Source organism: Paraburkholderia sp. BL25I1N1 (assembly GCF_003002025.1).
Lineage (GTDB): Bacteria > Pseudomonadota > Gammaproteobacteria > Burkholderiales > Burkholderiaceae > Paraburkholderia.
Genome location: NZ_PVZB01000012.1, coordinates 49,526 through 61,607 on the forward strand (window position 1 = coordinate 49,526; position 12,082 = coordinate 61,607).

At 62.7% G+C, this 12,082-nt stretch carries 12 protein-coding genes and 1 pseudogene; 2 read left to right on the top strand and 11 right to left on the bottom strand.

What is annotated here, in order from left to right; all coding sequences use genetic code 11:
- Positions 1 to 13: 13 nt before the first annotated feature.
- Genes B0G73_RS18850 through B0G73_RS18890 form a run of 9 tightly spaced genes read right to left on the bottom strand, consistent with a single transcriptional unit; the run spans position 14 to position 8,961 of the window.
- Positions 14 to 1,093: a maleylacetate reductase gene (locus tag B0G73_RS18850; protein WP_106282828.1), complete on the bottom strand. Its 1,080-nt coding sequence runs from the start codon at positions 1,091 to 1,093 to the stop codon at positions 14 to 16.
- A complete protein-coding gene (locus tag B0G73_RS18855) occupies positions 1,090 to 1,953 on the bottom strand; it encodes an intradiol ring-cleavage dioxygenase (RefSeq protein WP_106282829.1) in 864 nt (287 codons plus the stop codon). Before B0G73_RS18855 ends, B0G73_RS18850 begins: the two co-directional genes overlap by 4 nt.
- 21 nt (positions 1,954 to 1,974) lie before the next feature.
- On the bottom strand, positions 1,975 to 2,259 hold the full coding sequence (locus tag B0G73_RS18860) for a YciI family protein (RefSeq protein WP_106282830.1): 285 nt from the start codon (positions 2,257 to 2,259) through the stop codon (positions 1,975 to 1,977).
- Positions 2,260 to 2,289: 30 nt separating this feature from the next.
- A complete protein-coding gene (locus B0G73_RS18865) occupies positions 2,290 to 3,198 on the bottom strand; it encodes an NAD(P)-dependent oxidoreductase (RefSeq protein ID WP_106282831.1) in 909 nt (302 codons plus the stop codon).
- Between the two features lie 4 nt (positions 3,199 to 3,202).
- The gene (locus tag B0G73_RS18870; RefSeq protein WP_106282832.1) at positions 3,203 to 4,273 is read right to left on the bottom strand and encodes a 2,3-butanediol dehydrogenase; all 1,071 of its coding nucleotides are present in this window, start codon (positions 4,271 to 4,273) and stop codon (positions 3,203 to 3,205) included.
- 57 nt (positions 4,274 to 4,330) lie between these two features.
- Positions 4,331 to 5,302, bottom strand: coding sequence for an ABC transporter permease (locus B0G73_RS18875; protein ID WP_106282833.1), 972 nt, complete (start codon positions 5,300 to 5,302; stop codon positions 4,331 to 4,333).
- Positions 5,299 to 6,252, bottom strand: coding sequence for an ABC transporter permease (locus tag B0G73_RS18880; RefSeq protein WP_106282834.1), 954 nt, complete (start codon positions 6,250 to 6,252; stop codon positions 5,299 to 5,301). The genes B0G73_RS18875 and B0G73_RS18880 overlap by 4 nt, the downstream gene beginning before the upstream one ends.
- Positions 6,236 to 7,810 carry a sugar ABC transporter ATP-binding protein gene (locus tag B0G73_RS18885; RefSeq protein ID WP_106282835.1) on the bottom strand — a complete coding sequence of 525 codons (1,575 nt, stop codon included), beginning with the start codon at positions 7,808 to 7,810 and terminating at the stop codon, positions 6,236 to 6,238. The genes B0G73_RS18880 and B0G73_RS18885 overlap by 17 nt, the downstream gene beginning before the upstream one ends.
- Entirely contained in the window at positions 7,807 to 8,961 is a 1,155-nt protein-coding gene (locus B0G73_RS18890) for an ABC transporter substrate-binding protein (protein ID WP_106282836.1), read from the bottom strand. Before B0G73_RS18890 ends, B0G73_RS18885 begins: the two co-directional genes overlap by 4 nt.
- Positions 8,962 to 9,194: 233 nt before the next feature.
- On the opposite strand from B0G73_RS18890, the gene B0G73_RS18895 reads away from it, so the two are divergent.
- Both B0G73_RS18895 and B0G73_RS18900 read left to right on the top strand, forming a co-directional pair.
- The gene (locus tag B0G73_RS18895) at positions 9,195 to 10,115 is read left to right on the top strand and encodes a helix-turn-helix transcriptional regulator (protein ID WP_106282837.1); all 921 of its coding nucleotides are present in this window, start codon (positions 9,195 to 9,197) and stop codon (positions 10,113 to 10,115) included.
- Between the two features lie 116 nt (positions 10,116 to 10,231).
- A pseudogene (locus B0G73_RS18900) lies at positions 10,232 to 10,575 on the top strand (DDE-type integrase/transposase/recombinase); the annotation flags it as partial.
- 152 nt (positions 10,576 to 10,727) lie between these two features.
- On the opposite strand, the gene B0G73_RS18905 reads toward B0G73_RS18900, so the two are convergent.
- Both B0G73_RS18905 and B0G73_RS18910 read right to left on the bottom strand, forming a co-directional pair.
- Entirely contained in the window at positions 10,728 to 11,303 is a 576-nt protein-coding gene (locus B0G73_RS18905; RefSeq protein ID WP_106282838.1) for a DUF308 domain-containing protein, read from the bottom strand.
- Between the two features lie 209 nt (positions 11,304 to 11,512).
- Positions 11,513 to 11,812: a hypothetical protein gene (locus B0G73_RS18910; protein ID WP_181196584.1), complete on the bottom strand. Its 300-nt coding sequence runs from the start codon at positions 11,810 to 11,812 to the stop codon at positions 11,513 to 11,515.
- Positions 11,813 to 12,082: the final 270 nt, after the last annotated feature.

Sequence of the window (12,082 nt, forward strand, 5' to 3'; positions counted from 1 at the left end):
CCAAGGGACGCGGCTATACGCTCTGGAAGGTCCGGCTGTCGGGCCGTATGCCGTCGAAAGCACACGCCAGCAAGCGATGTACCGCTTCACGGGAGAGCGGCCTTGGGTTGTAGTAGGGAGCCTGCATCGCGGCCGTGGCAGCAGCATCAATATCGGTTGAGCGAAGGCCTAGCACATCGAGAGACGCGGGGGCATCAAGCGAGCGGCCAAGGTCGTGCAGCGCGGCGGCGGGTTCCTGGGTGTCCAGTGCCTTGCACAGGCGTTCGTGGGCGGCTGGCGCGGCCGGCAGATTGAACGCCATCGAATAAGGCAGCATCACCGCATGGGTCTCTGCGTGCGGCAGATTGAACATTCCGCCGAGCGTGTGGCACAGCTTGTGATGCAATGCCATGCCGACACTCCCCAGCACAGTCCCGCACAGCCAGGCGCCATACTGGGCGGCTTCGCGTGCCGCGATATCGTCCGGCTGCCTCACGATGCGCGGCAACGCATTCGCGAGGCTGCGGATGCCTTCTTCAGCAAACAGCGACATCACGGGGTTGGCGTCCTGCGCATAGAGCCCTTCGGCGGCATGCGCAATTGCATTGAGGCCGCTCGTCGCCGACAGCGACGCGGGCAAGGTCAGTGTGAGGCACGCGTCGTAGATCACCGTGCGCGGCAGCACGCGATAACTCTTGCCGGTCTTTTTCTCGCTCGCCGACGTCATGCCGTAGATAGGCGTGACCTCCGAGCCGGCGTACGTGGTTGGAATGGCGATAATCGGCAACGAGGTTTCGAGGGCAATGGCTTTCGCGAGTCCGAGTGTCGACCCGCCGCCCGCTGCGACGAGTCCATCCGCGCCCGCTGCGAGCGCCGCCGCGACGCCTTCCTGCGCGATTTCGACGGGCACGTGCATGACGGCCCGATCGAACATGTCCGCGCATCGCTCGCCCGCGAGCTTGCGCACGCGGTCGGCAAGAAAGCGCTGCTCGGGCGTGCAGAGCACGAGCGCGCGGCGGATGCACAGTTCGTCCAGTTCATCCGCAAGGCGCTCGATCGCTCCCGTGCCGAAGACGATGCGGCCGGCCCGGCTGGTATAGGTGAAGGCAATCATGGGCATTGACTCAGGACGAAGTCGAATGAGAGCGTGCTGAATGGCGTCGCCATCACCGTACCGTCGGGCGCCGTGCCACGCTCGTGGCGAGTCCAGGGCGCAATCAGCGACGAGCGCACGCCGAATACGGCGTCCGAGTCCAGGTAACGATCGCCCTCGCGGAAAACGTGCGTGACGAGCCGTTCATAGCCGGGCGCCGTAATCATGAAATGCAGATGCGCCGGGCGCCAGGGATGACGCCCCAGCGCTTCGAGCATGCGTCCCACGGGACCATCGTGCGAAATCGGATAGGGCTCCGCCACGATCGAGCGAAAGTGATAGCGTCCATCGGCAAGGCTATGCAGCACACCTCTTGCGCGATGCGTGTCGGCGTCGCTCGTCTGGACATCGTAGAAACCATCGGCGTCCGCCTGCCAGACTTCGATGCGCGCGCCGCTTACCGGCTCGCCGCCCTGGCCGCGCACGACACCCGATACGAAGCACGGTTCACCGCGCGCGCCGTTGGCGACGTCGTCGCCGTTACGATATTCGGGCGCATTGTCGACGAAGAAAGGACCGAAAACGGTTGCCTCCGTGCAGCCTTTCGGCTTGCGATGCGCCATTGCCGTCACGAGCATCGACAGCCCGAGCGTATCCGACAACAGAATGAACTCCTGGCGGCGGTCGTCGGTGATATGGCCGACATCGGTGAGAAAGCGGATGCCGGCTTCCCATTCGCGTTCGGTTAAGCCGACTTCGCGGGCGAAGACGTGCAGATGCCGCACGAGGCTTGTGACGATCGTCTTGAGCCGCTCATCGGGCGCGTGTTCGTGGCGTGCAAGAACGGCATCCGTGATGGTGTTCTCGTCGAGGTTTCGCATTGATCGAATCCGTTGATATGACTAGCGGTTGTCGACGCGCTTGAGGAACGGACGGATATCCACGCTGCGCCAGATGCCCGCCTTGTTGAACGGGTCGTTGCTGTTAAAGCGCATCACGTCGCCGATCTCGTCTGCTTCGAAAAGAAAGAAACTGCCGATCATCGTTTGCTGATCGCCTGCCAGCAGCGGGCCAGACATGACCATCCTGACGGGCGAGGTGGCCAGATAAGCCTTGTGTTCTTCGTAATGGGCAAGACGGCGTTCGACCATGTTGTCGTGGTCGAGGCAGTAGACGGTGTAGTGCATTGCAACTCCTGAAAGTGGTGAGAAAAGCGTTCAGCGGGAAATGCCGGCTTGCGCTTCGACGGCGCGCACGATCGAGAAGAAATCCAGATCTGCACCATCGCCCTCTGCGTAGCGCGCGAACTGCTCGCGCACGAGCGCCGCGGCTATCATCGGCACGCCGGCGTCCGCGCCCGCATCGACGACGAGCGACATGTCCTTGAGCATCTGACGCGACGAAAAGGCCGGGGAAAAGTCCCGTTTCTTCAGCGGATCGAGTTTGTATTTGACGAGCGGGGACGCCGCGACGCTATCGCCGATCACCTCCAGCATCTCGGCCCAGTCGAGGCCGCCCTTTGTGCCGAGCGTGAGCGCTTCAGCCAGCAGCACGGCCGTCGAGCCGACCAGATGATTGATGGCGAGCTTCAGATAACGTGCCTGCTGATCCTCACCGACGTAGTACTGGCGCGCCGACATGGCCTGGAAGACGGGAAACGCGCGGCCGTACGCGTCTTGCGGGCCGGATGCGAAAACGGTGAGCTGCGCCTTGTCGGCAAGGGCGGTGCTGCCCGACACGGGCGCGCAGATATAACCAATTCCGCACTTCTGCGCCGCGTCGCGAACTTCGCCCGACGCCGTGGGCGAGACCGTGCTCATGTCGACATAGACGGCGGCGTCGTTTGCGTTTTCGATCACGCCGTGTGCGCCGAGCGCGATCTTACGCAAGACGGCATCGTCGGGGATGATCGAGAACACGAGCGGGGCCGAACGCGCGACGCTGGCGAGATTCTCAGCGCGGCGGGCACCGAGTCGAACGGCTTCTTCGACGCGCGCTGCGTCGACGTCATACACGGTCACGTTGAATCCTGCGGCGAGCAGATTGCGCACGATCGGCGTGCCCATCTTGCCGAGGCCGATCCAGCCGATCTGTGGTGCGTTGTGTTTCTCTTGCGTTTGCGGCATGTCGTCACCGTCCTTGGGGATTGATGAGAATCTTCATCTTGTCGCTGCCTTTGTCGCTCAGCACGTCAAAGCCTTTTTCGACGACATCGTCGGCATCGATCAGATCGTGGATGAGCTTTTCAACCGGAAATTTGCCGTTCGCGATCATGCCGATGATGCGCGGCCAGATCGTCACGGGGTAACACCACGTTCCTTCGATGCGGATGTCTTTAAGCGACCATTTCATCGGATCGACACTCGCTGTGCCGACGTGCAGACCTGCCTGGACCACGGCGCCCGCCGAACGCACGGCATCGACACAGGCGTTCAGCGCATGCTGGTTGCCCGCGCATTCGATCGCGACATCGACGCCCACGCCTTCCGTCAAGTCGCGAATCTTTTGCGGCAGGTCGCCGTCCGATGGATCGAAGATTTCAGTCGTGACGCCGAAGCCGGCCATCTTCGCGGCGCGCGCCGCGTTGGGTTCGCTGACGAATATCTTCATGGCCCCCGCTGCGTGACAGGCGAGGGCGGCAAGCACGCCAATTGGGCCCGCCCCTGTAATCAGCACCGTGGAGCCGACCGTGACGCCGCCCCGGTCCACGGCATACAGTGCGACGGCAGCCGGCTCGATCAGCGCACCCTGCTTGTCGCTGACGGTATCGGGCAGGCGGTTCGCGTGATAGTCGTTGAGCACGGTGTATTCGGCCATGCCGCCGCCGTCCCAACTGAGCCCGACGCAGCCCATCGTCGTGCACAGATGGCGCATGCCGCGCGCGCAGTAGTAGCACTGGCCGCACGACGCGAGCGGCATCACCGAGATGCGGTCGCCGCGTTGCACGTTCTTCACGTCCTTGCCGACTTCGACGACCTCCGCGCTGAACTCATGACCCAGAACCTGAGGCGCTTTCGCGCCCGTCAATGCATGCGGCTCGGTGGGCACGACGATGGGACCCGCCTGATACTCGTGCAGGTCGGTGCCGCAGATGCCGCACCACAGCGGCTTGACGATCATCTGGCTCGCGCCCATGCTCATCGGGTCGGGTACGTTTTCGACCCGGATATCGTGCGCACAGTGAAAACGCACTGCTCTCATATTCGACTCCTTGGTTGAACTGGCCATTTCGTATGGCCTTATATGGATCTGGAAGATTCAGCGTTGCCGGCGGCTCACGTAGCACGCGGATGCGCCGATGATGATGACGCCCTTGACAATGATCTGCGCCTGCACGGGCATGCCGATCAGCAGCACGATGTTGAAGACGATGACGAGGATGGCTGCACCCGCGAGGCCGCCCAGCAGCGAGCCGCGGCCGCCGGAGAGCGCGAGCCCGCCCATCACGGCGGCGACGATCGAATCGAGTTCGAAACCGCGCCCCACCCAGTTGTCGACGATGCCGACATAGCCTGACAGGATCAGTCCCGCCAGCCCCGCAAGCAGCGCACTGATCACGTAACACGCGATACGCACGGTGTCGGGACTCACGCCGACCAGTCTCGCGGCAACGGCGTTGCCGCCCACCATGTACACGCGCCGTCCGAACGTGGACAGATGGAGCAACGTGCCGAACACGATCGTGCACACGAACAGCAACAGCACGTTGACGGGCACTGCCGCGATCGAGCCTGTTCCCAGTACGTGAAAGAGCGGTGGTACGTTGCCGGAAGGCGCGCCCTGCGTGTAGGCGAAGCGCAGGCCGTCGAGCACGACGGCGGTGGCGAAGGTCGCGAGAAACGGTGACACCTGACGCTTCGTGACAAGCAGGCCATTGAGCAGCCCGGCACCGATGCACAGTACGAGCGTGACGCCAAAGACGGCTGGGGCTGAATGGTTCGTGTCGTCGAACGCAGTGGCGATCACGGCCGCCGTCGCCATCACGGAGGCAACCGACAAATCGAGTCCGCCCACGAGAATCACGAACACCTGGCCAATCACGACGATGCCGAGCGGCGCGAACTGCACCAGCATGTTGACGACGTTATCGGCGCGAAGGAAAGTGGGCGACCACGCGCCCGAAACCGCAATCAGCACCACGAGAAACAGATAGATGCCATAGCGCTGCACGACACGCAGCGACAGCGTGCGAACCGGTGTGGCGTCGCTGCGCGGAGCAATCGAGTTCATGCGAGCCTCCGTTTCTGCTGAACGTTGACGCAGACGGCCGCGATGATCGCGATGCCCTGCACGATGAGCTGATACTGGGACGGCACGCCGGCAAAGTTGATCAGATTGTTGAGCATGCTGAGCAGGTACACCCCAAGCAACGTGCCGACGACACCGCCGCGTCCCCCGCTCAGAATCGTGCCGCCGACGACCACGGGCGTTATCGATGCAAGCGTGTAGTTGGCGCCGAGATACGGTTGACCCGAGCCGAACTGGGCGGCGAGATAAATGCCCGTGAGGCCGGCGCAGAGCGACGAGAACGTGTAGACGGATAGAATCACCCGTTTGCGCGGAATGCCCGAGAGCGTTGCCGCGTTGTCGTCGTCGCCTACGAGATAGACGTACCGGCCGAGGCGCGTATTGCGCATGAAGTACGACACGCCGGCATAAAGAAGCAGCACGACGGTGGCGGTGACGGGCACGTTGGCGTAGCGGCCGTAAGCCAGCGCGTCGAAGCCGTCCGGCACGCTGCCTGCGGGGCCGTTCGCGTAGTACAGGATGCCGCCTTGCAGAATGGCGCCCATACCCAGCGTAATGATCAGCGGATGCACGCGCAGCCACAGCACGAGCAGGCCATTGGCCAGTCCCACCGCCACGGACAACGCAATCGCGACAGAAATCGCCATGCCCCATCCGCCTTGTGTCGCATCGGAGATGCCGGATGTGAGCGTGGCTGTCACGCTGATCAGCGAACCAACGGACAGATCGATGCCGCCTGTCAGAACGGCGAGCGTCTGCCCGAGAGCGACGAGCGCAAGGCCCGTCGCCTGCTGATGGACGTTCAGCAGATTGGACAGCGTCGAAAAACGGTCGTTGACGTTTGTGCCCGTGACAAACAGCACCGCGATCAGCACCGCGACGATGAACGGCGCTGCATTCTGCGAGACGTGGCGTCTAATGAGCGTACGCATGAGCGCCTCCCGTCTGCGTGAGCTGCGTGCCACCCGTTGCGAGCGCCATGATGTCGTGCTCGGTCATTTGCTGGCCGCTGACTTCGCCCGCAATACGCCCTTCGCGCATCACCAGCACGCGGTCGGACATGCCGATGACTTCCTGCAACTCGGAACTGATCATCAGGATGCCGAGGCCGCGATTCGTCAGTTCGCGCATCAGGCGATAGATTTCCGCCTTCGCGCCGATGTCGACACCGCGGGTCGGTTCGTCGAGAATCAGCACGCTGGTGCACACGCGTACCCATCGGCTGATGAGTACCTTCTGCTGGTTGCCCCCCGACAGCGTCGCGACGCTGCCCGCGGGCCGCGCGCCCGCAATGCCGTACTCGCGGATTGCATGCGCGCCTGCCGTGCGCTCTTCTTTCGCTCTCAGCAATCCAAAACGGGACACGCGCCGCAGGGTAGTCGCCGTGACGTTCTGCGCGACGTTCAGGTACATCAGCAAGCCTTCGGATTTACGGTCTTCCGTGACGAAGCCCAGACCGAGGCGGATCGCCGTTGCCGGTGTCATACGCGTATGGCGCGCGCCACGCACTTCGACCGTGCCGCGCGCGGGCAGCGCGCCGAACACGCCGGCCGCGAGCTCGGTGCGGCCCGAGCCGACCATACCCGCGAGCCCAACGATTTCACCCGCGCGCACGCAGAGCGAAGCATCGACTACCCGATTGCCGACCTGCAGACCTTCGACGTTCATCAGCACCGTGCCGCCCGCGGCCAGCGTGGACTTTGGCGGATAGATGTCTTTCATTTCGCGGCCGACCATCATGCGCACGAGTTCGGCGCGTGTCGTTTCCGACACGGCTTGTGTGCCGATCTTGCGGCCGTCCTTCATGACGGTCACGCGGTCGCACAGTTCGAAGATTTCATCCAGCCGGTGCGAGATGTAGATAATGGCGACGCCGCGCGCGCGCAGCACGCGCAGCCGTTCGAACAGGAGCTGTACCTCCTTGCCCGCGATGACCGCCGTCGGTTCGTCGAGGATCAGCACGCGTATTTCGCTCGCCATCGCCTTTGCGATCTCGACCATCTGCTGGCTCGCGACAGAGAGCGCGCCGACTCGCTCGCGCGGATCGAGTTGTACGCCGAGTTCCTGTAGCAGCGTGGCGGCGCGCTCGTTCATCGCGCGGTGGTCGATCGTGCCGAGCCGTGTGCGAGGCTCGATCCCCGCGAAGATGTTCTGTGCGACGCTCGACTGCGGAAACAGCACGAGTTCCTGATAGATGATGTGAACGCCGTGCGCCTTTGCGTCTGCGGGGGACTTCCACGCGACGGGCTGACCGTCGAAGCACAATGCGCCCTCGTCCGGCAGATACGCGCCGGCGAGCACTTTCATCAGTGTCGATTTGCCCGCGCCATTTTCGCCGACCAGTGCGTGAATTTCGCCGCCGCGCACGCCGAAGCTCACGTCATCGAGGCTCTTCACGCCAGGGAACTGCTTGACGATGCCCCTGACGTGGATGACGTCGGGCGAGGGCGCGACGACATCACCTGAAACACCCGCTATATGCGCGTTCATTTCTCACCCGGCAGCTTGATCTTGAACGTCGAGGGGTTGTAGTCCGCTCCCATGCCGCCGTCGATGATCTTGTCAGGCGGGCCCTTCGCATCGACCACCTGATCGATGTACTGGTCGGGATGCGGCACCGATGCCGTCTCGTCGCCCCGCGTCAGCGCGATCTGCGGGCTGATCTCGTAGATCTTCGGCAGCGGTTGACCCTGCAGCACCTTGAGGGCGACATCGAGCGACGTGCCGCCCATCGAAGGCGGATAGCCGATTTCGAGCATCGGAATCTTGTACTTCAACGCCAGTTGCAGCGGACCGTTGAGGTCGGCTGTCGTGTGCGGCGGAATTTCACCGGGCCTGAAGCCTGCCGCAAGGAACGCTTCGATTGAGCCCGCGACGGGCAAGCCATGCGCGCACCATACGGCGTTGATGGTGTGCCCGTACTTTGCGATCATCGCCTGCATCTGCTGCTTGGCCTTCACGGGGCTCCAGTCGGAGTAGACCGTGTCGAGCACCTTGATGCCGGGATATTGCGAGAACACTTCGTGCGCGGCAGCTTCACGGTCGGCGCTGACGCTGGAGCCCGCCTGGCCCGCCAGCATGATGACGTTGCCCTTGCCGTGCAGCTTCTCGACGATCCATTGCGCCCACACGCGGCCCATCATCGCATCGGAGCCCGTCACGAACGATACGAAGTTATCCGATGAAATGCGCCGGTCGACCATCACGACGGGAATGCCCTGTTTCATCGCACGCGTGACCACGGGGTCGAGCGCCTTTTGCGTGTTTGCACTGACGATCAGCAGGTCCACGCCTCGCGAGATCAGGTCCTGAATATCGGCGGCCTGTTTGGCGTCGTCCATGTTCCCGTTGGTGATCAGCAATTGCTTGATCTGGTCGGGATGCTCGGCGGCGGCTTTCATCAGCGAGTGCTGCATCACGACGCGCCAGCTGTCGCCGAGTCCCGCATTGGAGAAGCCGATCACGTAGGGCGGTTTCTTCTTGAACTTCGCAGTATCGGAGAACGGAATCTGCACGGCGGGATTGAACAGGAACGTGCGCGCCGCGCCGGTGTAGTCTGCACGCGCGGCACAGGAAGCCGTCAGGATGAATGCCGCAGCGGCGAATACGCTTGTACGGTGAAAGCGGGTCGAACGACGCATGAATGTCTCCGTAAATGTTTTGATATCCGTCGGAAGACGCGCGCGCCGCCGTCCCTGCTCTTCAACGCGTCTGGCCATCACATGCACCGGTAACGGGTTCTATAATCTGGCGTTACCGATGCGGGACACAGCGTGCTTCCCGACGGCGCCAATGTGGCATGCTTCACGGAGCGCATCTAGCAATTGCCATTACTAGTAATGGCAGTAACAGGGAAAGCCGGAGGAGGCGAGACATGGAGAAGCAGCAGCGTCTGAACGAACTGGCCGATTTTCTGAGGACGCGCCGCGCACGTCTTCGGCCTGAGGACATCGACTTTCCGAGTGGCACCCGCCGCAAGAACCCGGGCCTGCGCCGTGAAGAGGTGGCCGAACGCGCTGGTATCAGCGTGACCTGGTATGCGTGGCTCGAGCAGGGCAGGGAAGTGAATGTGTCGTTCAAGACGATTGAAAGCCTCGCCAATGCGCTGAAGCTTTCGCCGCACGAGCGAACGCATCTGTTCGAACTGGCCAATCACTACACGCCGCCTGGTCCGTATCCCATTGCACAGAACGCGACGGATACGGTTCGGCGCATGCTCGATCAGCTTGGCAACATGCCGGCGTATGTCGTCGACGGCAACTGGAACTATGTGACGTGGAACGAAGCCGCTGTGCGCGTATTCACCGACTTTCGCAAGATGCCTGCGGGCCGCTGCAATCTCCTGTGGTTCACGTTTCAGCAAGACGGCGCGCGTGCGCTCTTTCAGGGCTGGGACGCCTACGCGAAATGCGTGTTGGCGCAGTTTCGCGGTGACTACATTCTTCGGCCTTCCGGCGAGGTTTTTTTGCGCGATCTCGTCGAAGAACTGAGCGATACGGACGCTGACTTCTGCCGCTGGTGGGCGGAACACGAAGTGCTCAAGCGCAGCGACTGGCGCAAGGTGGTTGAGCATCCGGTGGCCGGGTTGCTCGAGCTGGATGCATTATCGCTGGAGGTGCCCGATGCGCCGGGGATGCGCATCATGGTCTACACGCCCGCACCGTCGACGGATACTGCCCAGCGTATCGAGGCGCTGATGAAAGCCAGCAATGCGGCTGCAATTCCCGTTCAAGCCGCCACGGTACTCGATACATTTCGAAAGTCGCGGGTTTCGAAAACAGGGCGCGGCGGATGAGCGTCGAAACCAATCTTTTTTGCTCGTTTTCTGCCATTCGCTAGCGCGACGCAGCGATCGCTCGAACGGCTTTAAAACGCCCGCACCGTCGATGCCGGGCTTGCGGGTGTCTCAGGAGAGCCGTCAAACATCAGGGCCAGCCGCCGAAGACCATCACGCTGGATGGCTACGCCGCCTCACACCGCGCGGTGCGTGAGATGAAGGATCACGGCCTGCTGCCTGAAGACACAAAGGTTCGATCCTCGAAATACCTCAATAGTCTGGTCGAACAGGACCATCGCACATCAAGTCCCGGACAAATGTCATGCTTGGTTTCAAACGTTTCAGGAGCGCAGCGATTACGTTGGCGGGCATCGAATTGATGCAACGCATTCGCAAAGGTCAGTTTAACCTCGCGAAGCTCGGTCTCAAGAATTTCGCAGCGCCCGCGCTTTGCAATGCGGTCCTGTCTGCTCAATAAGGCATCCTGATCTATAGAAAATAATTGACCGCAACGCTTATTCGCACCAGAGCCTATCCGCGGACCAGACCGTACGCCGGAAGGAGGGTGGGTAGCCAATGGGAGGGTCTCTGGACGCTTCGTCAGTGCGTACGGCAAGTGAATCCCGAGCATCACGAATTGCTGTGCCGCATCCGCCGCACCTGCAGCCAGATGGCCGATATCAGGAAATAGAGAGCGCCGATCGCCGCGTAGCCTGCGATCTTCACGATCGCGGGCGGCACGGAAGCGTGGCTTTGGACAATGAAGAACAATCCGGCCAGCGCCGATTGCGCACCGCTCAGGACCATCACCCACTGTGCGCCGACACGCTTCCAACGACGCACGGCTGTGCCGAGTTGAAGCGCACCGGAGAGCATCGCCCAGATTCCGAACACCGTGAGTACCGCGTGTGTGCCCGCATTCAACGCCGTAAATACCGCCAGGGTCGCGACGGCGCTGATCGCGACGTTGGCCGCCTGCGTACGGTTGGCCGCCGCCCCGCCGCTGCGTGCCAGGTCGACGAAATTGGCGAGCGCGTCCCAGGCCGGATAAACGACCAGCAGGATCGCGGCGCAGGCCGCACTCTGCCGCCCGACGGAAAACGCCAGCGCGACCCAGATCAGCGAGAATATCGCCCTGGAAAAGTAGTACCGTTTCAACCAGCTGCCATCGGCTGGGGCATCGAATTCGGAGGGGCGGTTGACCATTTGCATTCCTTTGTACATCGAATTGTCGTTCCGGCCGACGCGCAGTGGTGGGGCCGCTATGCGGATGCGGCTCTGACCGGATATCCAGGGCGTCGAGTATCTCAATCGTCGGGGCATGCCGCTATCGGTCGGATATCCGATGGCGAAGGTTCGCCGGCTGCCCGAACCGATGCAGGTATCCCGCGTATCGACAATGACGGTCGTGCCGTTCAGGCCGGCCCGTCTTTCGTCCGTTCCGGGCGATCCGGCTCAGGCGCGTCGACGTCCGCCCATCGGTCACCCAGTGCCGCGATCGCGAAGTAGACGGCGCCCCTCGCTTCGCATGAGAGCAGCGCGCCGGCCAGTGCCGTTTGCGCGCCGGCCGAGATCGCTCGCCATGACGTGCCGACGCCCTGCCGGCGACCCACAGCGATGCCAATCCGAAACAACCCCGACAGCACGGCGAACACGCCGAACGCCCGGGGCAGGCCGCTCGCCAACGCAACGATGAAGCGCTGATGTTCCGACATGGTGTCGTGGTCCCGGTTTGGTCACTCGAGTGACGGTTTCCTATCCTCGCATCAGGTCGTTCGCGGGCTCCATCGGACAAATGACCGATGGAGCCCGCCGGAACGAACGCGTGCCCGCGGCTCGGCGATAGGAAACGACGCAATACGTAAGGATCCTCCAGGTCGGACCGATGCAACGATGAGTGTCGAGACGGGCGACTACGGCCGATTGCGTTCAGGGCCGAAGCCCGGCCGGGCGGCCGCACGGCCCGAAGTCGGTGCGGGCGAACA